22 protein-coding genes are annotated in these 26,076 nt (G+C 67.9%); 9 read left to right on the forward strand and 13 right to left on the reverse strand.

The genetic code is table 11. The annotated features are described in order from the left end of the window. Nucleotides 1–153: 153 nt before the first annotated feature. The 9 genes from E5S69_RS06555 to E5S69_RS06595 all read right to left on the reverse strand — a co-directional run bounded on the left by E5S69_RS06555 (nucleotide 154) and on the right by E5S69_RS06595 (nucleotide 9,741). Entirely contained in the window at nucleotides 154–1,590 is a 1,437-nt protein-coding gene (locus E5S69_RS06555; protein ID WP_171514204.1) for a sodium:solute symporter family protein, read from the reverse strand. A gap of 290 nt (nucleotides 1,591–1,880) precedes the next feature. Next, entirely contained in the window at nucleotides 1,881–2,501 is a 621-nt protein-coding gene (locus E5S69_RS06560; RefSeq protein WP_171514205.1) for a methyltransferase domain-containing protein, read from the reverse strand. A gap of 33 nt (nucleotides 2,502–2,534) precedes the next feature. Continuing rightward, nucleotides 2,535–4,112: a ubiquinone biosynthesis regulatory protein kinase UbiB gene (gene ubiB / locus E5S69_RS06565; RefSeq protein ID WP_171514206.1), complete on the reverse strand. Its 1,578-nt coding sequence runs from the start codon at nucleotides 4,110–4,112 to the stop codon at nucleotides 2,535–2,537. A 67-nt stretch (nucleotides 4,113–4,179) separates the two neighbouring features. Further along, nucleotides 4,180–4,860 (reverse strand): ubiquinone biosynthesis accessory factor UbiJ, encoded by a 681-nt coding sequence (locus E5S69_RS06570; protein WP_171514207.1) that lies wholly within the window; start codon nucleotides 4,858–4,860, stop codon nucleotides 4,180–4,182. Nucleotides 4,861–4,984: 124 nt separating this feature from the next. Further along, nucleotides 4,985–5,980: a Tim44 domain-containing protein gene (locus tag E5S69_RS06575; protein ID WP_171514208.1), complete on the reverse strand. Its 996-nt coding sequence runs from the start codon at nucleotides 5,978–5,980 to the stop codon at nucleotides 4,985–4,987. A gap of 62 nt (nucleotides 5,981–6,042) precedes the next feature. After that, nucleotides 6,043–6,774, reverse strand: coding sequence for a bifunctional demethylmenaquinone methyltransferase/2-methoxy-6-polyprenyl-1,4-benzoquinol methylase UbiE (gene ubiE, locus E5S69_RS06580; protein ID WP_171514209.1), 732 nt, complete (start codon nucleotides 6,772–6,774; stop codon nucleotides 6,043–6,045). A gap of 31 nt (nucleotides 6,775–6,805) precedes the next feature. Then, the gene (locus E5S69_RS06585; RefSeq protein WP_171514210.1) at nucleotides 6,806–7,222 is read right to left on the reverse strand and encodes a gamma-butyrobetaine hydroxylase-like domain-containing protein; all 417 of its coding nucleotides are present in this window, start codon (nucleotides 7,220–7,222) and stop codon (nucleotides 6,806–6,808) included. Between the two features lie 79 nt (nucleotides 7,223–7,301). Then, nucleotides 7,302–9,167, reverse strand: a complete 1,866-nt coding sequence (locus tag E5S69_RS06590; RefSeq protein ID WP_171514211.1) for an ABC transporter ATP-binding protein/permease — start codon at nucleotides 9,165–9,167, stop codon at nucleotides 7,302–7,304. A gap of 136 nt (nucleotides 9,168–9,303) precedes the next feature. Then, nucleotides 9,304–9,741 carry an HIT family protein gene (locus E5S69_RS06595; protein WP_171514212.1) on the reverse strand — a complete coding sequence of 146 codons (438 nt, stop codon included), beginning with the start codon at nucleotides 9,739–9,741 and terminating at the stop codon, nucleotides 9,304–9,306. A gap of 159 nt (nucleotides 9,742–9,900) precedes the next feature. Here E5S69_RS06595 and E5S69_RS06600 point away from each other — a divergent pair, with 159 nt between their 5' ends. Then, the gene (locus tag E5S69_RS06600; protein WP_171514213.1) at nucleotides 9,901–10,920 is read left to right on the forward strand and encodes a fimbrial protein; all 1,020 of its coding nucleotides are present in this window, start codon (nucleotides 9,901–9,903) and stop codon (nucleotides 10,918–10,920) included. A gap of 18 nt (nucleotides 10,921–10,938) precedes the next feature. Here the strand turns inward: E5S69_RS06600 and E5S69_RS06605 are convergent, their stop codons facing one another. Together E5S69_RS06605 and E5S69_RS06610 are read right to left on the reverse strand one after the other, a co-directional pair. Further along, nucleotides 10,939–14,913 carry a DUF3683 domain-containing protein gene (locus E5S69_RS06605; protein ID WP_171514214.1) on the reverse strand — a complete coding sequence of 1,325 codons (3,975 nt, stop codon included), beginning with the start codon at nucleotides 14,911–14,913 and terminating at the stop codon, nucleotides 10,939–10,941. Between the two features lie 179 nt (nucleotides 14,914–15,092). Further along, nucleotides 15,093–15,671 carry a YqaA family protein gene (locus E5S69_RS06610; RefSeq protein WP_171514215.1) on the reverse strand — a complete coding sequence of 193 codons (579 nt, stop codon included), beginning with the start codon at nucleotides 15,669–15,671 and terminating at the stop codon, nucleotides 15,093–15,095. Nucleotides 15,672–16,004: 333 nt separating this feature from the next. Here E5S69_RS06610 and E5S69_RS06615 point away from each other — a divergent pair, with 333 nt between their 5' ends. The 8 genes from E5S69_RS06615 (at nucleotide 16,005) to E5S69_RS06650 (ending at nucleotide 24,152) form a co-directional block, all read left to right on the forward strand. Continuing rightward, on the forward strand, nucleotides 16,005–16,499 hold the full coding sequence (locus E5S69_RS06615; protein WP_171514216.1) for a (2Fe-2S)-binding protein: 495 nt from the start codon (nucleotides 16,005–16,007) through the stop codon (nucleotides 16,497–16,499). Between the two features lie 12 nt (nucleotides 16,500–16,511). After that, on the forward strand, nucleotides 16,512–18,893 hold the full coding sequence (locus E5S69_RS06620) for a xanthine dehydrogenase family protein molybdopterin-binding subunit (protein WP_171514217.1): 2,382 nt from the start codon (nucleotides 16,512–16,514) through the stop codon (nucleotides 18,891–18,893). Nucleotides 18,894–18,920: 27 nt separating this feature from the next. Continuing rightward, a complete protein-coding gene (locus E5S69_RS06625; RefSeq protein ID WP_171514218.1) occupies nucleotides 18,921–19,721 on the forward strand; it encodes an FAD binding domain-containing protein in 801 nt (266 codons plus the stop codon). Between the two features lie 99 nt (nucleotides 19,722–19,820). Continuing rightward, a complete protein-coding gene (locus E5S69_RS06630; protein WP_171514219.1) occupies nucleotides 19,821–20,717 on the forward strand; it encodes an AAA family ATPase in 897 nt (298 codons plus the stop codon). 8 nt (nucleotides 20,718–20,725) lie between these two features. Continuing rightward, nucleotides 20,726–21,970, forward strand: a complete 1,245-nt coding sequence (locus E5S69_RS06635; RefSeq protein WP_171514453.1) for a vWA domain-containing protein — start codon at nucleotides 20,726–20,728, stop codon at nucleotides 21,968–21,970. Further along, the gene (locus tag E5S69_RS06640) at nucleotides 21,961–22,518 is read left to right on the forward strand and encodes a CoxG family protein (RefSeq protein WP_171514220.1); all 558 of its coding nucleotides are present in this window, start codon (nucleotides 21,961–21,963) and stop codon (nucleotides 22,516–22,518) included. The genes E5S69_RS06635 and E5S69_RS06640 overlap by 10 nt, the downstream gene beginning before the upstream one ends. Beyond that, nucleotides 22,491–23,528 carry an XdhC family protein gene (locus tag E5S69_RS06645; protein WP_171514221.1) on the forward strand — a complete coding sequence of 346 codons (1,038 nt, stop codon included), beginning with the start codon at nucleotides 22,491–22,493 and terminating at the stop codon, nucleotides 23,526–23,528. The genes E5S69_RS06640 and E5S69_RS06645 overlap by 28 nt, the downstream gene beginning before the upstream one ends. Before the next feature lie 18 nt (nucleotides 23,529–23,546). After that, nucleotides 23,547–24,152 (forward strand): nucleotidyltransferase family protein, encoded by a 606-nt coding sequence (locus tag E5S69_RS06650; RefSeq protein WP_171514222.1) that lies wholly within the window; start codon nucleotides 23,547–23,549, stop codon nucleotides 24,150–24,152. Nucleotides 24,153–24,269: 117 nt separating this feature from the next. Here the strand turns inward: E5S69_RS06650 and E5S69_RS06655 are convergent, their stop codons facing one another. Together E5S69_RS06655 and otsA are read right to left on the reverse strand one after the other, a co-directional pair. Beyond that, complete coding sequence (locus E5S69_RS06655; RefSeq protein WP_171514223.1) at nucleotides 24,270–24,620, reverse strand: 4a-hydroxytetrahydrobiopterin dehydratase; 351 nt, start codon at nucleotides 24,618–24,620, stop codon at nucleotides 24,270–24,272. A gap of 31 nt (nucleotides 24,621–24,651) precedes the next feature. Further along, nucleotides 24,652–26,043, reverse strand: a complete 1,392-nt coding sequence (gene otsA / locus E5S69_RS06660; protein WP_171514224.1) for an alpha,alpha-trehalose-phosphate synthase (UDP-forming) — start codon at nucleotides 26,041–26,043, stop codon at nucleotides 24,652–24,654. Between the last annotated feature and the right edge of the window lie 33 nt (nucleotides 26,044–26,076).

Consider the following 26,076-nt stretch of genomic DNA (forward strand, 5'->3'; position numbering starts at 1 on the left):
CGCGAGAAAACTTCGGAATCGGTACAAGGGCGGACATCGCCGCAAGCCATGGCGGCAGCGGGATATCCCGCTCGGCGATGCAAAGCCTTGAATTATAAACCGTTCCGGGGCTGCCTGATCGGCGGAAATAAGGGGGTGGCGACCGCCGTGCCGTCAGGCGATATGGACTTCCTTGACCGGCGCGTGATCTGCAATCCACTGCGGCAGCAGCGAACCGACCACCATGCCGCTGATCGAGAACATCAGGCCCACCATCTGCGGCGGCACCATGGCGTCGGCAAAGGCGACCTCGCAGGTCAGCCACGACGACAGGCCCAGCAAGATCGCCGCCAGCCCGCCCTGGCGGGTGGCGTGTTTCCAGAACATGCCGAAGGCCAGCGGCACGAACGACGACACCAGCGTGACCTTGTAGGCATTTTCAACCATATGGAAGATCGACAGGTGCGAGTTCAGCGCGAACAGCGTGACCAGCGCGGTGAACACCAGCACCACGGTCTGCATCACCCGCAGGAACTGCTTGTCGTCCAGATGGCGGAAATACGGCCGCAAGATGTTCTCGGCGAAGGTCACCGACGGCGCCAACAGCGTAGCCGAGGCGCAGCTCTTGATCGCCGACAGCAGCGCGCCGAAGAACATCACCTGCGCGAACATCGGGGCGTGCTGCAGGATCAGTTGCGGCAGGATCAACTGCGAATCGGTGTCGATGTACTTTGACACCATGCCCGGGTCGATCATGGTGGCCGAATACGCCAGGAACATCGGGATAAAGGCGAAGCAGAAGTACAGCACGCCGCCCAGCACCGAGGCGCGCCCGGCGATCAGCTCGGTGCGCGACGAGGTCACGCGCTGGAATACATCCTGCTGCGGGATCGAGCCCAGCATCATGGTGAACAGCGCCGCCGCAAAGCCGATGATCTGGATCAGGTCCAGCGACGGCAGGAACTCGAACTTGCCGGCCGCGGCCGCGTGCGACACCACGGCCGTGACGCCGCCGGCCTGGCCGCTGACCTCGTAGCCGATATAGAGCATGCCGATCACGATGATGATCATCTGGATGAAGTCGGTGATGGCTACCGACCACATGCCGCCGAACAGCGTATAGACCAGCACGCTGGCCGCGCCGATCATCATGCCTGCCTCCTGCGACAGCGCGCCGTCCGAGACGGTATAGAACACCAGCCCCAGCGCCTTGATCTGCGCCGCGACCCAGCCCAGGTAGGAAACCACGATGCACAGCGTGGTCAGCACCTCGGCCAGCCGGCCGTAGCGGTTGTGGTAGTAGTCGCCGATGGTCAGCAGGTTCATCCGGTACAGCGGCCGGGCGAAGAACAGGCCGACCAGGATCAGGCACAGCGACGACCCGAACGGGTCCGACACCACGCCCGACAGGCCTTCCTTCAGGAACACGGCGGGGATGCCCAGCACCGTCTCCGAGCCAAACCAGGTGGCGAACACGGTGGCGGTGACGATATGGAACGGCAGGCTGCGCCCGGCGACGGCGAAATCGGTGGTGTTGCGCACGCGCAGCGCCGCCCACAGGCCGATGCCGACCGAGATTACCCAGTAGATGATGACAAACCAGATCAGCATGCCGCTGCCCTATGCAGAAAGTGCCCTTGTGGCGAGAAACCGAATGCCGGGCGGCAGGGCGCGGGGTCGCGCGCGGTGGCCCGGAGTCCAATTCATCGGTCGGGGCCGCATATCGGGGTGCCTGGCGTTGCCCCGACGGGGCGGGCAACGCGGCCGGGGCCCGCGGTCGTAGCCGAATCAAAACGCGGATTATAGCGACGCAGACCCGTCCGGGCGAAAAAAATTCCCCGCTGGCGCGCAGGCGCCACGCGGTGCAGCGCCTTCACCACAGGGGCTGGCCGGTTGGGGCTTCAGCCGCCTCGCCGGCGCCAGACCTGCCACCGCTCCTGCCCCTGGAACACCGGCAGCGGCGCGGCCGAGGGCCGGTCCTCCATGCGCTCGAAGGCGGGGCCCAGCAGTGCGTCAAGGGCCTCGGCCGGCATCGCGAACGGCGGCCCGCCGCGGTTTTCCCCCAGGTAGAAGTAGCCGGCCAGCAGCCCGCCCGGCGGCAGCAGCTGCGCCACCCGGGCGGCATAGTCGGCCCGCATCGCCGGCGGCAGCGCGCACAGGAAGGCGCGCTCGTAGATCAGCTGGCACGCCGGCTGTGGCGTGAAGGCAAAAAAGTCGGCCTGCTGCACCACGGCACCGGCCGGCCCCAGCGCGCGCCGTGCCGACGCCACCGCCTGCGCCGAGAAGTCGATCGCCGTCACCGGCCAGCCGCGCTCGAATAGCCACGCCGCCTCCCAGCCGTTGCCGCAGCCGGGCACCAGCGTGGGACGCGGCTGATGGTCTTCGATAAAGCAGCGAAATTCCTCGGGCACGCCGCCCAGGTCCCAGGGCGTGAAGCCCTCCTTGAAACGCTCGTCCCAGAACGCCGGATCCCCGGCGTTGCGCGTGGTGAAGCCGGGCACGGGCTTGGTGGTATCGCTCATCGGTCTCCTCCCGTCCCCTTGCCGGGGCTGCACTTACCAGTAGCCCGCCCAGCCCAGCACGTGGGTGAGCACGATGCCGGCGACAAAGCCGCCCACCAGCAGCACCGCCGTGCCGAGCAGCCGGTTGGTGCGGCGCTGCTCCAGCACCAGCATCGACAGCAGCTTGTCCTGCTCGCCGTTGCTGGTCAGCGCGCGCCGCTCGAGGAACTGGTGCGCCAGGCGAGGGAAGTCGGGCAGCATCTTGGCCCACAGCGGTGCCTCGACCTTGATCCGCTCCCAGGCCCCCTGCCAGCCCACCTGCTCGTGCATCCAGCGCTCCAGGAACGGCTTGGCGGTCTTCCACAGGTCCAGGTCCGGATCGAGCTGGCGGCCCAGCCCTTCGATATTGAGCAGCGTTTTCTGCAGCAGCACCAGTTGCGGCTGGATCTCGACGTTGAAGCGGCGCGAGGTCTGGAACAGCCGCATCAGCACCATGCCCAGCGAGATTTCCTTCAGCGGCTTGTCGAAGTACGGCTCGCAGCAAGCGCGCACCGCGCTTTCCAGTTCTTCGACGCGGGTCTCGGGCGGGACCCAGCCGGATTCCACGTGCAGCAGCGCCACGCGGTGGTAGTCGCGGCGGAAGAAGGCGATGAAGTTCTGCGCCAGGTAGTTCTTGTCGAATTCGGACAGCGCGCCGACGATGCCGAAGTCCAGCGCGATATAGCGGCCGAAGGTCTCGGGCTGGACCGACACCAGGATGTTGCCCGGGTGCATGTCGGCGTGGAAGAAGCCGTCGCGGAACACCTGGGTGAAGAAGATCTCGACGCCCTCCTCCGCCAGCTGGTGCATGTCGACACCGGCGGCCTTGAGCGATTCCGTGCGCGAGATCGGGATGCCGTGCATGCGCTCCATCACGAACACCGTGCTGCTGCACCAGTCCCAGAACACCTCGGGCACCAGCAGCAGGCTGGTGTCGGCAAAGTTGCGGCGCAGCTGGCTGGCGTTGGCCGCCTCGATCATCAGGTCGAGCTCGTCGTGCAGGTACTTGTCGAACTCTGCCACCACCTCGCGCGGCTTCAGCCGCTTGCCGTCAGCCCAGAAGCGCTCGAGCCAGGTGGCCATGTCGCGCATCAGCGCGAGGTCGCTGTCGATCACCGGCAGCATGCCGGGGCGCAGCACCTTGACCGCAACCTCGCGGCCGTGGCAGGGGCCGCCCTTGAGCGTGGCGAAGTGCACCTGCGCGATCGAGGCGCTGGCCACCGGCTGATGCTCGAAGGTCTCGAACAACTGGTCCAGCGGCCGGCCGAGCGCACGCTCGATGATCTTGACCGCCACCACTGAATCGAACGGCGGCACCTGGTCCTGCAGCTTGGCCAGTTCGTCGGCAATGTCGGGCGGCATCAGGTCGCGCCGGGTGGACAGCACCTGGCCGAACTTGACGAAGATCGGGCCCAGCCGTGTCAGCGCCAGCCGCAGCCGCACGCCGCGCGGCATGTCGAGCTTGCGCCCGATGGTGATGACGCGTACCAGGAAGCGGATCCGGCGGCTGCTGAAGCCCGAGAGCACCAGCTCGTCCAGGCCATAGTAGAGGATAACGAAGAGGATCTTGCCAAGGCGCAGGAGGCGGGTCATTCGGGAGTCTTCACAGGGCCGGGCAGGCAGTCAGGTTGGTGGTGGATGAAGGCGCGGCGCGGCCGGCTCAGCGATGCGGAGACGGCAGCTTGCCGGACGGCCCCGGCGCCGGCGGCGTGGCGCCGCGCTCCAGCCGTTCCAGGCGCTTCTCCAGCCGCGCCAGGCTGTCGCGCAGGCGGCCCACGTCGGCGCCGAAGTCGTCCAGCGCGGCGTGGCGCACCAGCGTCGGGTGTTCGTCGAGCAGGTAGTCGGTGACGTTGTCCACCAGCGCGCGGCCCACGCGCGTGGCCTGGGCATGAACCTCGCGCGCGCCGTCGACCACGCGCTGCGCCACGCTGTCGCTGACCGGCCCGCCCAGGATCCCGCGCAGCGCGCGCGACAGGTCCTCGGCGGCGTCCCAGCGCAGGTTGCGTGCCAGCGTCGACACCGTATTGGCCAGTTCGGCATCGCCCTCGATGCGGACATGGCGCATGGCGGCGGCCTGGCCGCCTTCGGCCACGTCGGCGGCCACCAGCGGCCACTGCTGCACCGGCACGCGCAGCGTCACCGCGGGCGCCTCGGCCGCGGGCGCCAGCTCCGTGCAGCCGTGTTCGGTCACCTTCAGCGACAGCTCGAAGGCGGCGGCATCGAAGCGGATCACGCGCCCGGCGAACGGCGCCAGCTGGTTGCGGGCCCACGGCTCCTGCTCGAGCAGGTGGTTCAGTGCCGAGACGGCAGGCGTGGCCAGGGCGGAAGGCAGAGTATTCATGACAGCGCGGTTGGCGGGCAGGTGGCGACGCGCGGGGCGGCATCGCAACAAAAAGGCCCACGCTTTCACGTGGGCCTCCATTCTAAGCTACTCCCCCCGGCGCATCACCGCCGCGGGTGCGGCATCAGGACTCTTGCTGGATCCCGGCCAGCAGCCAGCCGCCGCTGCCGCTGGCAGGCTTGGCCAGGTTCCAGACCTCGCCGAACGGCTGCGCCGCCTCGCCCGCCTTCTCGCGGATCATGCCCGAGAAACGCACGCTGGCCAGGTGCTGCGCCGGCGCCGACTCGATGCCGAGCAGCTGGGCTTCCAGCGTGACCACATCGGTCTTGTTGACCTCGGCGCCGCGCTCGGACAGGTCCATCTTGATCTCGGCGAACATCTCAGGCGTGGTGAACTCGCGGATATCGTCCAGGTTGCCTGCATCCCATGCGGCCTGCAGGCGCACGAAGTGAACCTTGGCGTTGCGCAGGAAGGCTTCGGTGTCGAAGTCGGCCGGCACGCCCCACGGCTGCTGCGCCACGGCATCGGCCGCGAGCGGGGCCGACGAGGCCGCCGCCAGTACCGGGCTGGCCGAGGGGCTGCCCGACGCGGTGCTGGACGGCAGCGGCGTCGGCTCGCCGCGGAACATCGGCTCCGCGTTGCGGCCCAGGTTCGGCGCATTGCCGGCACCGGCGTAGGCCGGCTGCGGGCTGCGCTTGCTGCCGCCGCGGAACTTGCGGATCAGCCAGATCGCGGCGAACGCTACCAGTGCGATCAGGATCAGGTTGGACAGGAAGCCCAGCGCCGCGCCGCCCAGGCCGAAGTGCGACAGCAGCCAGCCAATGCCCAGGCCGGCGGCGATGCCGCCCAGCATGCCACCCCAGTTGCGCTTGGGCGCCGCAGCGGCGGCCGCTCCGGCGGCACCGGCGGTGGCCGGGGCTGCCTGGGTCGGCTGCTGTGCCGGTTGCTGGGTCGGCGAAGTCGGCTGCGGCGCCTGCTGGCGCTGCTGCGTGACCGTCGACGACTGCTTGCCGATGCTGCGCGAGCCGCCCATGCGCTTGGCATTGGCGTCGAACACCATCCCGAAGGCAAGCGCGGTAATCAGCGACCCAACCAGGAATTTTCCACGAAATGACGACATATTCAGCTATCCCCTGTCAGTTTCACCCCATCTTGGGGCGAGGCATGGCGATTTCAATGCTTCTAATACTTGCGCCCGACGTGGAGCGCCACCACTCCGGCCGTCAGATTGAAGTATTCGACCTTTTCCAGGCCCACATGTTCCATCAAGCGTACAAGTGAAACCTGGTCTGGATGCATTCTGATCGATTCCGCGAGATAGCGATAGCTGGGGCCATCCCCTGCCACACGCTCGCCCAGCCACGGCAGCACCTTAAAAGAATAGACGTCGTAGGCCTTCTCCAGCGGTTTCCAGACCTTGGAGAACTCCAGCACCATGACCTTGCCGCCCGGCTTGACCACGCGGCGCATCTCCGCCAGCGCGGCGTCCTTATGCGTCATGTTGCGCAGGCCGAAGGCCACCGTGACCAGGTCGAAGTAGTTGTCGGGGAAGGGGATCTTCTCGGCGTCGCACAGCGCCACCGGCGTGACGATGCCCTGGTTCAGCAGCCGGTCGCGGCCGACGCGCAGCATCGACTCATTGATGTCGGTCAGCCAGACCTGGCCGGTCGGGCCGGCCTGTCTGGCGAACGCCTTGGCCAGGTCGCCGGTGCCACCGGCGATGTCCAGCACCTTGTGGCCCGGGCGCACGCCGGCCTGGGCAATGGTGAACATCTTCCAGAGCCGGTGCATGCCGCCGGACATCAGGTCGTTCATCACGTCGTACTTGCTGGCCACCGAATGGAACACGCCGGCCACCTTGCCGGCCTTTTCCGTTTCGTCGACCTTTTCGAACCCGAAGTGGGTTTCACTCATCTTTCAAGACTCCAGGATTGTCGGGGGCGGCTCAGTGATGGCCGCAGGCGTGCCCGCCGCCGGCGGCGGGCATCGGGGTGTCGCGGTCGGCGCCGGCCGCTTGCAGGCGCTGCAGGTAGTCCTGCCACAACGCGTCCTGGTTGTCGCCCAGGCGGTACAGCAGGTCCCAGGAATAGATGCCGGTGTCGTGGCCGTCCGAGAAGCGGATCTGGATGGCGTAGTTGCCGACCGGCTCGACCGCCTCGACGCCGACCTCGCGCTTGCCGGTCTGCAGCACCTCCTGCCCCGGGCCGTGGCCCTGGACTTCGGCGGAGGGCGAATAGACGCGCAGCAGCTCGAACGGCAGCCGGAAGCTGCGGCCGTTGTCGAAGCCGATCTCGAGCACGCGCGATTGCGTGTGGACCGTCAGCGCGGTGGGATGGGGGGTGTCTTTTTCCAGGCCTGCCATGATGATCGCGGCCCGATGAGGGGCGCTCGTGAGGGTGATTGCCGCGCAATGCGGCGCTGGCTGCCGCGGCAGCCCCGCGTCACGCTTCGCATACGACCCGATAGCTTACCCCAGGCTCGCCGGCTTGCGCAGCCCGGGCCGCCGCCTCGTCCTGCGGCAGGTAGCGCAGCCGGCGCTGGTGGAACGCGGCTACGGTGCTGCGGTGCGCAATGCTGACGATGGCGGCTTGCGGCAACTGCTGCACCATCAGCTGGTACATGGCGCGCTCGGTATCTTCGTCCAGCGCGCTGGTGGCTTCGTCGAGGAACAGGTAGTCCGGCTTCTGCAGCAGCGCGCGCGCAAAGGCCAGGCGCTGCTGCTCGCCCGGCGACAGCCGCAGCGACCAGTTGTCGAACACGTCGAGCTGGTCCGCCAGCGCCGCCAGGCGGGTCTGGCGCAGCGCCGCCTGCAGGACTTCCTTGCTGTGCTCGGTACCGGCATCCGGGTAGGCCAGGGCATCGGCGAGCGTGCCGATCGGCAGGTAGCTGCGCTGCGGCAGGAACAGCCGGCGCTTGTCTTCCGGCATGGTCACGGTGCCGCTGCCATACGGCCAGATCCCGGCCAGCGCGCGGAACAGCACGCTCTTGCCGCAGCCCGACGGGCCACTGACCAGCCAGCGTTCGCCCGGCGCCACCGCCAGCGAGAACGGCGCCACCAGCGGCCGCTGGCCCACCGCCGCGCCGCGCGCGGCGCGCACCGGCAACGCCAGTGCCAGGCCGTCGATGGCGATACCCTCCTGCGGCCGGCCATGGTAGGCCACCTCGATGTCGCGGCTGCCGTCATGCGATGCTTCCTGGCGCTCGGCCACGCGGATCGCTTCCTGGAAGTCGATCAGGCGGTTGGCCGCCGCCTTCCAGCCCACCAGCGTGGCATAGCTGTCGACAAACCACGACAGCGCGCCCTGCACCTGCCCAAAGGCCGAACTGGTCTGCATCAGCCCGCCCAGCGTCATCTTGCCGGCAAAGTAGCGCGGCGCCGCCACCAGGATCGGGAAGATGATGGCGAACTGCGCATAGCCGGAACTGACGAAGGTCAGGCGCCGCGTATAGCGCATCAGCTGGTTCCAGTTGGCGCGGATGCGGTCGAAGCGTGCACGCAGGCCGGCCTGTTCGGTCGGCTCGCCGCGGTACAGCGCCACCGGTTCGCTGTTCTCGCGCAGGCGCACCAGCGTGAAACGGAAGTCGGCTTCGTATTGCTCCTGCTGGAAGTTCAGGCCGATCAGCGGGCGGCCGACCACGTGCGCCACCAGCGAGCCGATCACCGCATAGCCTGCCGCGAACCACACCATGTAGCCCGGGATGGTCCATTCAGTACCACCCAGCGCAAAGCTGATCGGGCCGGACACGGTCCACAGGATGCCGACGAACGACAGCAGCGTCACCACCGAGTTGAGCAGGCCCAGCGACAGCGACAGCGCGCCGTCGGTGAACAGGCGCAGGTCGTCGGCGATACGCTGGTCGGGGTTGTCGGTGGCATGGGTCTGCTCGATGCGGTAGTAGGCCTGGTGTCCCAGCCAGTGCCCCATGAAGCGGCCGGTCATCCAGGTACGCCAGCGCATCTGCAGCATCATGGTGTAGTACTGCCGCGAGATCGCCGCGACGATAAAGAACGCGGCGATCCACGAGAAACGCAGCAGCAGCACCTTGAACGAGGCATAGTCGCGCTGCTCCAGCGCGTTGTAGAACACGCGGTTCCATTCGTTGAGCAGCACGTTGATATAGACGATGCCCAGGTTGAGCACCACCACCAGTGCCAGCAGCCCGAGCCCGGCGACGCGGTCTTCGGATTTCCAGTAGGGCTTGATCAGCGCCCAGGTGGCGCTCATGCGCAGGCGGCTCTGGATCTTCAGGGCCCTGGCCGGTACGGCGGGGCCCGGTACGGTAACGGAAGTTGGAGTGGAGGACATAGCGGCAGCGCTTGGCCCGGCTGCGCAGCCGGCCGGGCTTTTTGTTCTGGATACCGTGGCGGGCCACGGCGGCAACAGCATTCAGACGGTCACGGCCCTGCGCGGGTTCCGCCCGCGCGGCTTGACGCTGGCGGCCTCAGGCGTCGCTCGCTTCGACCAGCGCCAGCGCCGTGCGCAGCGCCGGCAGCCGGCTGGCCAGTTCCTGCACGCGCACGGCGTCGGCCGCGCGCTGCGGCGCGGCCCAGATCGCCTCGGGGAAATGCGTGTCCCAGCGGTAGCGCGGAATGATATGCCAGTGCAGGTGCGGCACCATGTTGCCGAACGCCGCCAGGTTGACCTTGTCGGGCGTCATCACCTCGCGCACCACGCGTTCGACGCGCGCGACCAGCCGCATCAGCCAGGCCTGGTCAGTCTCGTCGAGGTCGCTCAGCTCGGCCACGTGGTCGTTCCAGACGATGCGGCAGAAGCCGGGGAAACGGTCATGCTCGACCAGGATCAGGCGGGCGCGGTCGCCCATCCAGACCAGTTCACCGCCATCGGTTTCGCACAGGGGGCAGTTGGGGGAGCGGCTCATGAAGCGAATCTTTCCATGGTTATGGCGTGGCCCGTGGTCGTTGGAGAAAGCGGCGGCACTCACGCGCCGTGATCGGGCGTTTTAAGTAACGCCTGATTCTATTACCTTCTTCGGGCTGGAATACTGGTTCTTTCTCCCTCGCCAAGGTCAAGGAAGGCCATGCCTCACCGCCACCACCCGCTCTTACGCAGGGCCATCGTGTCGTGCACATTGGCGCTGGCGGCCCTGTTGCTGTCCGTACCGGCAGCCGCCGATTGCAGCTTCGTCAGCGGCAATGCGCGCGGCATCGCAACCATTTCATTGCCGGTACAACTCAGCGTGCCCCGCAACACCGCAGCGGGCACCATTCTTTACGATTCCGGCTGGGTCACCGCAGGTCCCACCAGCATTCTCTGCACGGGCACCGTCATGCAGAACTGGGGCTATACGAGCCCCATGGTCGCCGTGCCCGGGTACGGCAATGTGTACCGGACGCCGGTAAACGGCATCGGCATCAAGACCGGCTGGGCCAACTGGCTTTCGGGCTCCCCCGATGTCGACAGCACGGCGCTGGTCTGGCCGCAGACTTCACAGGCCGTCGCCAACCCCTCCACGACGCCCTACGGCCCGATGGGACGCTACCGGCTGCAATTCGTCGTGACGGGTCCGGTGATGCCGGGCACCATCACCCTGCCGGCCCTGCTGGCCCAGGCCAGCTATGGCTCGCTGATCGTGAACCAGCTTACGGTGGCGGGCAACACCAACATCGTTGCGCCAGCCTGCGCCGTACAGAATACGTCGGTGGTGGTGAACATGCCGACGGTCAGCGCTGCCGCCTTGCCGGCCGCCGGGGCGACCGCCGGACGAACCGGCTTCAATATCTCGCTCAGTTGCTCCGGGGCGACTGCAATCACCATGACCATCACCGACGCCACCCAGCCTGGCAACGCCGGCAGCAACCTGTCGCTCGGGCAAGGGTCGGGCGCCGGCGGAGTCGCCTACCAGATTCTCTACAACGGCACACCGGTGAGCTTCGGCCCCGACTCGGCCACTGCCGGCAACCTGAACCAGTTTAACGTCGGTACCATTGCCGGCGCCACCACCGTAACGATCCCGCTGGCGGCGCGCTACATACGCACCGGTCCGCTGACGCCAGGGTCGGCGCTCGCCAATGCGACCTTCACCATGAGCTATCAGTAGCCCGGACGCCGGCCATACTCAGACCAGCACGCGCTCGATACCGCCAGCGTTGGCCCGGGCGACATACTCGGGCATCCAGTTCTCGCCCAGCAGGTGCTTGGCCATCTCGATCACGATGTAGTCGGCCTGCACCGACGCATCTTCCTTGTAGCGCGACAGCCCCTGCAGGCAAGACGGGCAACTGGTCAGGATCTTGACGTCGCCGGTAAAGCCGTCGGCGCGCAACTTGTCGGCGCCCTTGGTCATTTCCTCTTCCTTGCGGAAGCGTACCTGCGTCGAAATGTCAGGACGCGTCACCGCCAGCGTGCCCGATTCGCCGCAGCAGCGCTCGTTCTTCTCGATCTTGCCGACGCCGGTATTGCCGCCCATCAGGTCGTTGACCAGCTTGGTCGGGTCCATGGTCTTGATCGGCGTATGGCAGGGGTCGTGGTACATGTAGCGCGTACCGGTCACGCCCTCCAGCTTCACGCCCTTCTCGAGCAGGTATTCGTGGATGTCGATGATGCGGCAGCCCGGGAAGATCTTGTCGAATTCATAGCCCGCGAGCTGGTCGTAGCAGGTGCCGCAGCTGACCACCACCGTCTTGATGTCGAGGTAGTTCAGCGTGTTGGCGACGCGGTGGAACAGCACGCGGTTGTCGGTGACGATCTTCTCGGCCTTGTCGTACTGGCCGTTGCCGCGCTGCGGATAGCCGCAGCAAAGATAGCCCGGCGGCAGCACGGTCTGCACCCCGACGTGCCACAGCATCGCCTGCGTGGCCAACCCCACCTGCGAAAACAGCCGCTCCGAGCCGCAGCCCGGGAAGTAGAACACCGCTTCCGTCTCCGGCGTGGTCGCCTTGGGGTCGCGGATGATCGGCACGATCTCGTTGTCTTCGATGTCGAGCAGCGCGCGCGCGGTCTTCTTGGGCAGGTTGCCCGGCATCTTCTTGTTGATGAAGTGGATCACCTGCTCGCGCACCGGTGGCTTGCCGACCGTGGCGGGCGGATGCGCGGTCTGCTTCTTCGCGATCTTCTTCAGCACGTCGTTGCCCAGGCGCTGCGCCTTGTAGCCCCAGTCGATCATGACCTTGCGGGTCAGGTTGATGGTCTCGGGGCTGGTGGCGTTGAGGAAGAACATCGACGCCGCGGTGCCGGGGTTGAACTTCTTCTGCCCCATCTTGCGCAGCAGGTTGCGCATGTTCATCGACACGTCGCCGAAATCGATCTTGACCGGGCACGGCGTCACGCACTTGTGGCATACGGTGCAGTGGTCGGCCACGTCCGAGAACTCGTCCCAATGCTTGACCGAGATGCCGCGGCGGGTCTGCTCTTCATACAGGAAGGCCTCGACCAGCAGCGACGTTGCCAGGATCTTGTTGCGCGGGCTGTACAGCAGGTTGGCGCGTGGCACGTGCGTGGCGCACACCGGCTTGCACTTGCCGCAGCGCAGGCAGTCCTTGACGCTCTCGGCAATCGCGCCGATGTCGCTCTGCTGCATGATGATCGACTCATGCCCCATCAGGCCGAACGATGGCGTGTAGGCATTGCGCAGGTCGGCGCCGGGCAGCAGCTTGCCCTTGTTGAAGCGGCCCTGCGGGTCGACCTTCTGCTTGTACGCGCGGAAGTCGCCAATCTCTTCCTCGGTCAGGAACTCCAGCTTGGTGATGCCGATGCCGTGCTCGCCCGAGATGACCCCATCCAGCGAACGCGCCAGGTCCATGATGCGGGCCACCGCGCGGTGCGCGTCCTGCAGCATGTCATAGTCGTCGGAGTTGACCGGGATATTGGTGTGCACGTTGCCGTCGCCGGCGTGCATGTGCAGCGCCACGAAGACACGGCCGCGCAGCACCTGCTTGTGGATCTTCTGGGCTTCGTCCAGGATCGGCTTGAACTCGCCGCCGTTGAAGATCTTGCGCAGTTCGGCGCGGATCTCGGTCTTCCACGACACGCGGATGGTGCGGTCCTGCAGCAGGTGGAACACGCTGGCGTCCGGCTGCTGCTGCAGCCGCGCCTCGAACTCCTGCCTCAGCAATCCCAGCCCGTGCCCGATCAGCGAGGCCTTGGCCTGCACCAGGGGCAGGTCCAGGTGGTCCTGCAGGTAGCGCCAGCGTGCGCGGACTTCGCGCAGCAGCGTGAGCGCGTGCTGCACCCGGTCTTCGAGCAGCTCTGCGCTGGGGATCTCGTTGGCGTCGTCGCTGCGTCCCAGCGGCAGGTTGCCGCGCGCGAAGAACGCTTCGAGCGTATCGACCAGCTTGAGCTTGCTCTTGATCGACAGTTCGATATTGATGCGCTCGATGCCGTCGGTGTACTCGCCCATGCGGTTCAGCGGGATCACCACGTCTTCATTGATCTTGAAGGCGTTGGTGTGCTTGGCGATGGCGGCGGTGCGCGAGCGGTCGAGCCAGAACTTCTTGCGTGCCTCGGGGCTGACGGCGATAAAGCCCTCGCCGCTCTTGCCGTTGGCCATGCGGATCACTTCCGAGGTGGCGCGCGCCACGGCATCTTCGTCGTCGCCGACGATATCGCCGATCAGCACCATCTTCGGGAACGCGTTGCGCTTGCTCTTGGTGGCGTAGCCGACCGCACGCAGGTAGCGCTCGTCCAGGTGCTCCAGGCCGGCAAGGATGGCGCCGCCCGGCTTCTTCGTCTCGGCGTCGAGGTAGTCCTTGATCTCGACGATGCTGGGGATCGCGTCGCGCGCCTGGCCAAAGAACTCCAGGCACACGGTGCGGATGTACTTCGGCATGCGATGCAGGATCCAGCGCGCGCTGGTGATGATGCCGTCGCAGCCCTCCTTCTGCACGCCCGGCAGGCCCGCCAGGAACTTGTCGGTGACGTCCTTGCCCAGGCCTTCCTTGCGGAACTTGCGGCCTTCGATGGCGAGCGTTTCGGTGCGCAGCACCTTCTCGCCCGGGGCGCGGTTGCCGTCCGACCACTTCAGCTCGAAGGTGGCCACCGGCACGTCGTGGATCTTGCCCAGGTTGTGGTCCAGCCGGGTGATTTCCAGCCAGTTGCCTTCCGGGTCCACCATGCGCCACCACGCCAGGTTGTCCAGCGCGGTGCCCCACAGCACGGCCTTCTTGCCACCGGCGTTCATGGCAACGTTGCCGCCGATGCATGAGGCGTCGATGGAAGTCGGGTCGACCGCGAACACCAGGCCAGCCTTGTCTGCCGCATCGGCCACGCGGCGCGTCACCACGCCGGCGCCGGAGAAAATGGTCGCGACCTTATGCGACACGCCAGGCAGGTCGGTCTGCTCAACCGGGCCGAGCTGCTCGAGCTTCTCGGTATTGATCACCGCGCTCATCGGCGTCAGCGGCACGGCGCCGCCGGTATAGCCGGTGCCGCCTCCGCGCGGGATGATGGTCAGGCCCAGCTCGAAGCAGCCCTTGACCAGGCCGGCGATCTCTTCCTCGGAATCCGGGGTCAGGACGACGAACGGGTACTCGACGCGCCAGTCGGTGGCATCGGTCACGTGCGACACGCGCGACAGGCCGTCGAACTTGATGTTGTCTTTCTGCGTGACGCGGCCCAGCACGCGCTGCGCGCGCTTGCGCAGGTCATAGGCGGCGGCAAATTCGTTCTTGAAGTCCTCGATCGCCTGCTTGGCGAAGGCGACCAGCTGCTCCACGCGGTGCGAGCGGTCCTCGGCGGCGGGCTCAGCGTGCTCGGCACGGTCGGCGGCGCGGCGCTTTTCGATCTCGGAGAGGCGGTGGTGCAGTGCGCTGACCAGCATCTGGCGGCGCTTGGGATTTTCCAGCAGGTCGTCCTGCAGGTAGGGGTTGCGGCGCACCACCCAGATATCGCCCAGCACCTCGTACAGCATGCGCGCGGAGCGGCCGGTGCGGCGCTCGCTGCGCAGCTCGTCCAGGATGCGCCAGGCTTCCTCGCCCAGCAGGCGGATGACAATCTCGCGGTCCGAGAAGGACGTGTAGTTATAGGGAATTTCACGCAGGCGCGGCGGGGCGTCCTGCGCGGCGAGCTTGGCGTCGAGCACGAGTGGGGCGTTCATTGGGGGACCGCTTCCTGCTGCGCACGGGGACTGTGCGCGAATCGTTCAGTAAAGGGCGATTGTACTGCAACCCCTGGTTTCGCCGCACCGCAGCATGGCGGAATCCTTGTGGGAACAAGGGATTAGAGCCTGAGCGGCGGGCCGGATGGGCCCCTGCAATGGCGCCGGCGGCACGGTGATCAGAACCAGGCCTTCACCGTATGCGCAATGTTCTGCCAAAAACTGTCCGGTATCCACAGCAGGCTGGCGGTCATGGCCAGATAGCGCAGGAACTTGCCGACCGCCATCCAGGCCAGGCTGGGCCAGAACGACAGCCGCAGCCAGCCTGCCAATGTGCACAACGGATCACCAACGCCGGGCAGCCACGACAGCAGCAGCGTGGGCGGGCCGAGCCGCCGCATCCAGCGGAAGTAGCGCGCATCCAGCTTGGGCTTGGGCGGCTTGCGCGCGTGGGCGCGGTGCTGCAGGTGCTCGGCCTCGTGCTCGCGCGCGCGGCGCCGCTTGTGGTAGCGCACCAGCGCCAGCTTGGCCGCGTAGCCCAGCCACCAGTCGATCGCGCCGCCGACGGTGTTGCCGGCGGTCGCCACCAGGATCGCCGCCCAGAACATCTGCGGATTGAGCTTGACGTAGCCGAACACGGCCGGCTCGGACCCGAGCGGCAGCAAGGTCGCCGACACCAGGCTGACCAGGAAGATCGCGGGCAGCCCTACCTTGGGCAAGGCAACGGTTTCAAACAGCCAGTCGAAGAAGGCTTCCATGTATGGGGACAGGGCCGGTGGCGCGGCTCATTCTAGCTGGCCGTGCCCCGGACGGGGCGCGGGCAAACCACATGGCACCTGTGCTGGATTTGTGATTAACTGTTAGAGCCTGTCGCGGCCAATCGTTCGCCGGCCGTGCCAACGCGCCGGCCGCAGCGTGCGCCGGCGCACCCTCAGCAGTTGCAGCGGCAGCACCAATATCACGAATTAGCCGTCCTATAGCCGTTCCAAGCGGCAGTACCAAGCGGCAGTACCGCGTCGTGGCCAGTCCCGCGCAGTGGCTTTCGGGGTTCTGGAATTGGTCATGCGCGTCCACCCCACATGGAGACAAGCATGGCGATTCCGATCCGCCTGACGGTCAACGGCAAGCCCGTTGACGCGCAGGTAGAACCCAACACCCTCCTGGTCCAGTTCCTGCGCGAACAGCTGCGCCTGACCGGCACCCACGTCGGCTGCGATACCGCACAATGCGGCGCGTGCACGGTCCACCTGGATGGGCGGGCGGTCAAGTCGTGCAACTTGCTGGCGCTGCAAGCGGACGGCGCCACCGTGACCACCATTGAAGGGCTGGCGGGCCAGGCCGGCAATGGCCTGCATCCGATGCAGGAAGCCTTCCGCGAATGCCATGGCCTGCAATGCGGCTTCTGCACGCCCGGCATGGTGATGAGCGCGACGGCGCTGGTGCAGGAACATCCGGACGCCGATGCCGCCACCATCCGCGCGCACCTGGACGGCAACCTGTGCCGCTGCACCGGCTACCACAACATCGTGCGCGCGGTGCAGCAGGGCCAGGCGGCCATGCAGGGCACCGCGGCCAGCGCGGAATAACGGAGACCGGCCATGAACGCACCCGAGAATCAACGCCTGGTCGGCGCGCCGGTCAAGCGCAAGGAAGACTACCGCTACCTGACCGGCAACGGCCAGTACACCGACGACATCGTGCTACCGCAGCAGAGCTACGCGTATTTCCTGCGCTCGCCGCACGCGCACGCACGCATCCGCGCGATCGACAAGAGCGCGGCGCTGGCCGCGCCCGGCGTGATCGCCGTGCTGACCGGCGCAGACCTTGCCGCCGACAAGGTCGGCGGCCTGCCCTGCGGCTGGCTGATCCACAGCATCGACGGCACGCCGATGAAGGAGCCGCCGCACCCGGTGATCGCCCACGACAAGGTGCGCCACGTCGGCGACCAGGTGGCGCTGGTGATCGCCGAGACCCTGCAGCAGGCGCGCGACGCCGCCGAGCAGATCGAGGTCGACTACGAAGAGCTGCCGGCAGTGGTCGGCGCCGCCGATGCCGCATCGGCGTCGACGCTGGTGCATGACGAGGTGCCGGCCAACACCTGCTATACCTGGGGCCACGGCGACAAGGCCGCCACCGAAGCCGCCTTTGCCAAAGCCGCGCACGTAACCACGCTGGAGATCGTCAACAACCGGCTGATTCCCAACGCGATTGAGCCGCGCGCGGTCAACGCCAGCTATGCGCGCCAGGACGACAGCTACACCGTCTACGTGGCCAGCCAGAACCCGCATGTCGAGCGCCTGCTGATGGGCGCGTTCGTGCTGGGCCTGCCCGAATCGCGGCTGCGCATCATCGCGCCCGACGTGGGCGGCGGTTTCGGCTCCAAGATCTTCCTGTATCCGGAAGACGTGGCGCTGACCTGGGCCTCGAAGAAAATCGGCCGGCCGGTCAAGTGGACGGCGGACCGGTCCGAGTCCTTCCTGACCGATGCGCACGGCCGCGACCACGTGACCCGGGCCGAGCTGGCACTCGACGCCGACGGCAAGTTCCTGGCGCTGCGGGTGCATACCGTGGCCAACATGGGCGCCTACCTGTCGACCTTCGCCAGCAGCGTGCCGACCATCCTGTATGCCACCCTGCTCGCCGGCCAGTACGCCACGCCGGCGATCTACGCCGAGGTGCAGGCGGTCTTCACCAATACCGCGCCGGTCGATGCGTATCGCGGCGCGGGCCGCCCCGAGGCCACCTTCGTGGTCGAGCGCCTGGTCGAAACCGCGGCGCGCGAGATGAAGATCGACCCGGCCGAACTGCGCCGCAAGAACTTCATCCGCCAGTTCCCGTACGCCACTCCGGTGGGCCTGACGTACGACACCGGCGACTACGAGCCCTGCCTGGCGCGCGCGCAGGAGCTGGCCGACGTCAAGGGCTTCCCGGCCCGGCGCGATGAAGCGAAGCAGCGTGGCAAGCTGCGCGGGCTCGGCTATTCCTGCTACATCGAGGCCTGCGGGCTGGCGCCTTCGAACATCGCCGGCGCGCTCGGCGCGCGCGCCGGCCTGTTCGAGGTCGGCGAGATCCGCGTGCATCCCACCGGCACGGTAACGGTCTTTACCGGCTCGCACAGCCACGGCCAGGGGCACGAGACCACCTTCGCGCAGGTGGTGGCCGACCGCCTCGGGCTGCAGCTCGACCAGGTCGAGATCGTGCACGGCGACACCGGGCGCGTGCCGTTCGGCATGGGCACCTACGGCTCGCGCTCGCTGGCGGTGGGCGGCTCCGCCATCGTCAAGGCGCTCGACAAGATCGAGGCCAAGGCCAAGAAAATTGCCGCGCACTTGCTGGAGGCGTCGGACGCCGACATCGAGTTCAGCGACGGCGTGTTCCGCGTGGCCGGCACCGATCGCACCAAGACCTTTGGCGAGGTCGCGCTGAGCGCCTATGTGCCGCACAACTATCCGCTCGACAAGCTCGAGCCGGGCCTGAACGAAAACGCGTTCTACGACCCGACCAACTTCACCTACCCGTCCGGCGCCTATGTGTGCGAGGTGGAGGTCGACCCCGACACCGGCGCGTCGCAGGTGGTCAAGTTCACCGCGGTGGACGACTTCGGCAACATCATCAACCCGATGATCGTCGAAGGCCAGGTGCACGGCGGCATCGGCCAGGGTCTGGGCCAGGCCATGCTGGAGCAGTGCGTCTACGACAACGACAGCGGCCAGCTGCTGACCGGCTCGTACATGGACTACGCCATGCCGCGCGCCGCCGACCTGCCCGACTTCACCGTCGAGACCGCCAGCGGCACGCCCTGCACGCACAACCCGCTGGGCGTGAAAGGCTGCGGCGAGGCCGGCGCGATCGGCTCGCCGCCGGCCTTTATCAACGCGCTGGTCGATGCCCTGTCGCCGCTCGGCGTGAAGGATGTGCAGATGCCCGCCACGCCGCATCGCGTGTGGCAGGCGATCCGGGCCGCGCAGCCCCAGCCGTGATCCAACCGCATCGCAAAGGAAACCGACATGTACGCATTCAACTTTGAACGCGCCGCGGATGCCCAGGCGGCGGTGGCCAAGCTCAAGGCCGATCCCGACGCCAAGTTCCTCGGCGGCGGCCAGAGCCTGCTGGCGGCGATGAAGCTGCGACTGGCCTCGCCGTCCATGCTGGTCGACGTGGCCAGGATCCCCGGCATGGCCGCAATTCGCGTCGAAGGCAATGAGGTGGTCATCGGCGCCGCCGCGCGCCATGCCGACGTCGAGGTCAACGCCGAGGTGCGCCAGCGCATTCCGGCGCTGGCGGTGCTGGCCGGCGGCATCGGCGACCGGCAGGTGCGGGCGATGGGCACCCTCGGCGGCGCGCTGGCCAATGATGATCCGGCCGCGGATTATCCGGCGGGCGTGCTGGGACTGGGCGCGACCGTGGTCACCGACCGGCGCAGCATCGCGGCGGATGACTTTTTCAAGGCCCTCTATGAAACCGCGCTAGAACCCGACGAGCTGATCACCGCGGTGCGCTTCCCGATCGTGGACCAGGCCGCCTACGTCAAGTTCCGCAATCCCGCCTCGCGCTTCGCGCTGGTGGGGGTGATGGTGGCGCGTACCGGCAATGCCGTGCGCGTGGCGGTCACGGGCGCGGCGGACAGCGTGTTTCGTTGCCAGCCGCTGGAGCAGGCGCTGGCGGCCAATTTCACCGCTCAGGCAGCGCGCGCGGTGAAGGTGGACGCGGCGAGGCTGAACACCGACCTGCATGCGTCGGCGGAATACCGGGCGCATTTGATTCCGGTGCTGGCGGCGAAGGCGGTGGAGGCGGCGCTGAAGGGCTAGCGTTTCTCCACGGCCGCATGTTGTCTCCCCTCTCCCGCAAGCGGGAGAGGGGAGCAAACCGCCGGCGTGCGAGATCCGTCGGCAAACAAGAACGCCCTCATGCTCCCCACCTCCATCGACGACACCCTCGCCCAGCTCGCACACCAGCAATACTTCGCCGACCGCGAAACCGCCACGGTGCTCTACCTCGCGCTGCGCATGCAGCGCCCGCTGTTCCTCGAGGGCGAGCCCGGCGTCGGCAAGACCGCGCTAGCGCAGGCGATGGCGGGCGTGCTCGGCACGCGGTTGCTGCGACTGCAGTGCTACGAGGGGCTGGACGCCGCCAGCGCGCTCTACGAATGGGACTACCCGCGCCAGATCATGGCGCTGCGCCTGGCTGAAGCCCGTGGCGAGCGGCCCGAGGCGCAGTCGCTGTACCACGACGACTACCTGCTCAAGCGCCCGCTGCTGGAGGCACTGCTGCCAGACCCCGCCGCCCCCGAGGTGCCGCGCGTGCTGCTGATCGACGAGATCGACCGCGCCGACGAACCGTTCGAGGCCTTTCTGCTGGAAGTCCTCTCCGAATTCCAGGTCTCGATCCCGGAGATCGGCGTGATCCGCGCCGAGCGGCCGCCGTTGATCGTGATCACCTCCAACCGCACGCGCGAAGTCCATGACGCCCTCAAGCGCCGCTGCCTGTACCAATGGGTTGGCTATCCGGAGCGCGAGCGGGAACTGGAGATCGTCGCGGCGCGCGCGCCCGAGGCCGCGGCCGCGCTGCAGGTGCAGGCCATCGATTTCGTGCACCGGCTGCGCGGCATCGACCTGTTCAAGGCGCCCGGCATCGCCGAGGCCATCGACTGGTGCCGCGCGCTGGCCGCGCTGGGCACCACCGAACTCGACCCGCAATCCGTGCGCGATACGCTGGGCGTGCTGCTCAAGTACCAGGACGACCTGGCACGCGTGGACGGCCCTACCGTCGCCCAGCTGCTGGCGGGCGCCGCGCCCGGAGGCTGAGCGTGGCGATGCTGCATGCCGCCGCACCGCCTCGGCCCGCCCGCTTGCCGGTGCTGGCGCGCAACGTTACGCACTTCATGCGGCTGTTGCGCGACGGCGGCTTCGCGCTGTCGCCCGCCCATGCCGTCGATGCCTTGCACGCGCTGCGCCATGTCGATATCGGCCAGCGCGCCGAAGTACGCGCCGCGCTGGCGGCGCTGGTGCTGTCGGGCCCCGACCAGCGGCCGCTGTTCGATGCCGCCTTCGACCTGTTCTGGCGCGATCCCGACTGGGAAGGCAAGCTGCGTGCGCTGTTGCTGCCGCGGGTCGACGCGGGCGCGCCGCCGCCGAAGCGCAGCAACCGGCTGGCGGATGCGCTGGCGGCGCGCCAGCCCCCGCCATCGTCACGACCGGCACAGGCCGAGGCAGAACGCATCCACGTACCGCTGACCTTCTCCGACCAGGAGCGCCTGGCACAACGCGATTTCGAAACCCTGACCGCGCAGGAATGGCGCGCGCTGCAGCACCTGGTGCGCACGCGCCGCGCCCATCTTGCATTGCAGCGCACGCGCCGGCTGCGCGCCGCCACCTGCGGCACGCACGCCGACCTGCGCGCCAGTGCGCGCCTGGCGGTGCGCCAGCATGGCGAATGGCTGCGCTGGAAATTCCGCAAGCGCGCCGAGCGCAAGCCGCCGCTGGTGCTGCTGCTCGACATCTCCGGCTCGATGAGCCAGTACTCGCGCGCGGTGCTGTACTTCTGCCATGCGCTGATGCAGTCGCGCGAGCGGCTGGCGGTGTTCCTGTTCGGCACGCGGCTGACCAACATCACCCGCTCGCTGCGCGAACGCGACCCAGACGAGGCCGTCGCCGTCATCACCGGTCAGGTGCGCGACTGGGCCGGCGGCACCCGCATCGGCGCGGCCCTGGCGAGCTTCAACCGCCACTGGGCGCGGCGCACGCTGTCCGGGCGCGCCACCGTGCTGCTGGTCACCGACGGCCTGGACCACGAGCAGATCGAACTGCTGGGCGAAGAGATGGCGCGGCTGCGCCGCTTTGCGCACCGCATCGTCTGGCTCAATCCGCTGCTGCGCTACCCCGGCTTCGCGCCCCAGGCGCGTGGCGTGCAGGCCATCCTGCCGCACGTCGACGCCCTGCGCCCCGCCCATAACCTGGACAGCCTGCTGGCGCTCGAGACGCTGCTGTCCGACCACGGCGGCCCGGTCCGGGCCGCTGCCCCCGCCACGCCCCACAAGGAAGCCCCGCCATGGAAATGAACCAGAGCCAGCGCCTGCCGGTCCCGCAGCAGGTGGCATGGGAAGCGCTCAATGACACCGAGCTGCTCAAGCAATGCATCCCGGGATGTGAGAGTATCGAGCCCGACGGTGACCACGGCTACCTGCTGGCCATGACGGCCGCGGTGGGTCCGGTCAAGGCGCGCTTCAAGGGCCGCATGGCGCTGGAAGACATCCAGGCGCCCGACAGCTACACCATCCGTTTCGACGGCCAGGGCGGCGCCGCGGGCTTCGGCAAGGGCAGCGCCCGGGTCAGGCTGGAACCAGACGGTGATGAAACTGTCCTGACCTATACCGTCAACGCGCAGGTGGGGGGCAAGATCGCACAGATCGGCTCGCGGCTGGTGGACGCCGCGGCACGCAAGATGGCAGATACCTTCTTTGCGCGCTTCACCGAGGCCGTCACCCCTGACGCCACCGACAGCACGCCAGCGGCCGAGGGCGCCCCCGCCGCAGCCGCCGGCGATAACGAACCGACAGAGCAAGCGAAGCGGAAACGATCATGGACAGCGTGGATCTCGAAGTCCTGAAGAACAGCGTGCAGTGGCAGCAGCAAGGCCATCGCGTGCTGCTGGTAACGGTAGTGCGGACCTGGGGCTCGTCGCCCCGGCCCGAGGGTGCGATGCTGGCCGTGCGCGACGACGGCCTGGTAGTGGGCTCGGTCTCGGGCGGCTGTATCGAGGACGACATCATCGACCGCGTGCGCCGGCAAGGCATCACGTCGGAGCGCCCCGAAGCGATCAAGTACGGCATCAGCGCCGAGGAAGCCCACCGCTTTGGCCTGCCGTGCGGCGGCACCATCGAACTGGTCGCCGAGCCGCTCAAGCCGGCCAGCGGCATCGCCGAACTGCTCGACGCCGTGGAACACGGCCGCCTGGTGGCGCGCACGCTGGACATGGCCACGGGCGTGGCCACGCTGGGACCGGCCAATGCTACCGACGGACTCGCCTTCGACGGCAAGACCCTGCTGACCATCCACGGCCCGCGCTACCGCATGCTGGTGATCGGAGCCGGGCAGCTGTCCAAGTACCTGTGCCAGATCGCGGTGGGCCTGGGCTTCCAGGTCACGGTCTGCGACCCGCGCGAGGAATACACCGAAACCTGGGACATCCCGGGCGTGACCATGGTGCGGACCATGCCGGACGACACCGTCACCGACATGAAGCTGGACGAGCGCTGCGCCGTGATCGCGCTGACGCACGACCCCAAGCTCGACGACCTGGCGCTGATGGAGGCGCTGCGCACCCGGGCTTTCTATGTGGGCGCGCTGGGTTCGCGCCGCAACAACCAGGCGCGCCGCGAACGGCTCAAGGAGTTCGACCTGAGCGAGCTGCAGCTGGCGCGCCTGCACGGCCCGGTGGGCATCTATATCGGCAGCCGCACCCCGCCGGAGATCGCAATCTCGATCCTGGCCGAGGTGATCGCGGCCAAGAATCATGTCTCGCTGCCCGACATCCTGCAGGTGGAAGGCGCCAAGGCCGCGCGCGAGATGGCCGCCAGCACCGGCAGCAGCTGCGACGTTGCGCCCGATCCTGCCTGACGACCCCGCGAGTACGCCATGACCGCAGCCCCCAACGCTCCCCTGCTTCGCACCGACCTGCCCACCGGCATCCTGCTGGCCGCGGGGTTCGGCCGCCGCTTCGATGCCGCCGGCAAGCGCAACAAGCTGCTCGAGGTCCTGCCGGGCGGCCGCACCGTCGCCTGGCGCAGCGCCCGCACGCTGGCCGCGGCCTTGCCTGAGTCGATCGCCGTGGTCCGCCCGGGCAACCCGGCCCTGGCCGAAGAGCTGCGCCGCGGCGGCTGCCGCGTACTGGAAGCGCCGGAGGCCGAAGCCGGCATGGGCGCGGCGTTGCGCGCCGCGGTAGCGGCCACGCCGGAAGCACGCGGCTGGGTGGTGGCGCTGGCGGACATGCCGTGGCTGCCGATGGAACTGATCCGCGCGGTGGCGCTGACGATCACCTCGCCCGAGACCATCGCCGCGCCATGGCGCAACGGTCAACGGGGTCATCCGGTGGGCTTTGGCGCGGCATGGCGTGAAGCCCTGCTGGCACTGGACGGCGACGAAGGCGGGCGCGCGCTGCTGAAGGACCAGCCGGTGACGCGGATCCTGACCGAGGACGAGGGGGCGTTCCGGGATATCGATACGCCGGCGGATTTGCGCTGAGGCTGAGGCGCTCAACCTGCCGCTTGCGTGCTCCCCTCTCCCGCAAGCGGGAGAGGGGACCGGCTTGCGGTGGTTCAAACGGCAACGCTGCCAGGCAGCTCAGCAGCCGCAGCAGCCTCAGCCGCCCACGTCCCCCTCGGCCAGCTCCGTAGTCTTCACCGCCATGATGAAATCATTCCGGTGCAGCCCCTTGATCTTCTTGGTCCGCCACGACACCGTGGCATGTCCCCAGCCAAAGCTGATCTCGGGGTGATGCCCCTGCGCCTCGGCCAGTTGCCCGACGCCGTTCACGAACGCCAGCGCCTGCGCGAAATTGCCGAAGGTAAAACGCCGTTCAAGCCGCGTGGCGCCGTCCGCCAGTTCCCAGCCAGGGGCCTGCTCCAATAGCGCTTCCGCCTCGGCGGGCGCCAGCGGCGGCACCCCTCCACGGCAGGGCGTGCACGATTGCGTCGCCAGATCTTCGCTCATGGTCTTGCTCCCCGACCGCAAGGCGCGCAGCCTACGCGCCTTCGGTCTCGGTCAATGCGCGCAGGAATTCACGGCTCCACCAGTGCACATCCTGCGCGCGGATGCGTTCCAGCAGTTTCTGGTGGCGCTGCTGGCGCTCGGCCAGCGGCATGTGCAGCGCCTGCTGGATCGCCTGCGCGGTCGCGCGCGTGTCGTAGGGGTTGACCAGCAAGGCCTCGCGCAACTGCTCGGCCGCGCCGGCAAAGCGCGACAGCACCAGCACGCCGGGATCCTCGGGGTCTTGCGCCGCGATGAACTCCTTCGCCACCAGGTTCATGCCGTCGCGCAGCGGCGTCACCAGTGCCACGCGGCTGGCGCGGCACAGCCCGGGCAGCCGTTTGCGCGCGGTGGTGCGGTGGATATAGCGCACCGGCATCCAGTCCAGCTCACCGAACTCGCCGTTGATCGAGCCGCTCAGCTGCTCCATCTCGCGGCGCAGGTCGACATAGGCGTCGACCGATTCGCGCGACGGCGCGGCAATCTGCACCAGCGTCGCGCTCGAGCGATTTTCCGGATACTCGGCCAGCAGCCGGTAGAACGCCTTGAGCCGCTGCGGCAGGCCCTTGGAATAGTCGAGCCGGTCGATGCCCAGCAGCAGCCGGCGGCGCGCATATTGCGCGCACATCATCTCGTAGGTTTCCTGCGCTTCCTCGCCGCGGCCCAGTTCCATGAACTCGTCGACATCGATGCCGATCGGGAACGCCTGCGCCCGCACCGTGCGGTGGAAGGCGCGGTAGCGATGCTCGCCCATCGGCTCGGCCTGCGCTTCGGCCTGCACGTAGCGCGAGAAGTGCTCGACGTCGGCATGGCTCTGGAAGCCGAGCACGTCGTAGGCAAACAGCGCGCGCATCAGCCACTCATGCTGCGGAATCGCGGCCAGGATCAGCGGCGGCGGCAGCGGCACGTGCAGGAAGAAGCCGATCTTCTGCCCGCAGCCGATCGCGCGCAGCTCAGAGGCCAGCGGGATCAGGTGGTAATCGTGGATCCAGATGATGTCGTCGGGCTCCAGCAGCGGTGCCAGCTTGCGCGCGAACAGCTGGTTCACGCGCCGGTAGCCGTTGAGGAAGTTCGAATCGAAATCCGCCAGGTCCAGCCGGTAGTGGAACACCGGCCACAGCACGCCGTTGCTGTAGCCCAGGTAGTAGGCGTCGTGGTCTTCGCGGCTCAGGTCGACGGTGGCCAGCGTGACATTGCCGGCCTGCTGCAGGTGCAGGTCGCCTTCGCCGGGGGTGCCGCCCTGGGCGGTTTCCAGCGCCTTGCCGCTCCAGCCGAACCACAGGCCACCGGTCTGCCGCAGGGCTTCGGACAGCGCGACGGCGAGGCCGCCCGCGGCCACGTTGCGGGGATCTGCGACCCGGTTGGATACCGCTACAAGTCTAGGCATAGATCTTCTTCTTCAGTTCCTTGTTCCTGGTGC

Source organism: Cupriavidus necator (assembly GCF_013141915.1).
Lineage (GTDB): Bacteria > Pseudomonadota > Gammaproteobacteria > Burkholderiales > Burkholderiaceae > Cupriavidus > Cupriavidus necator_B.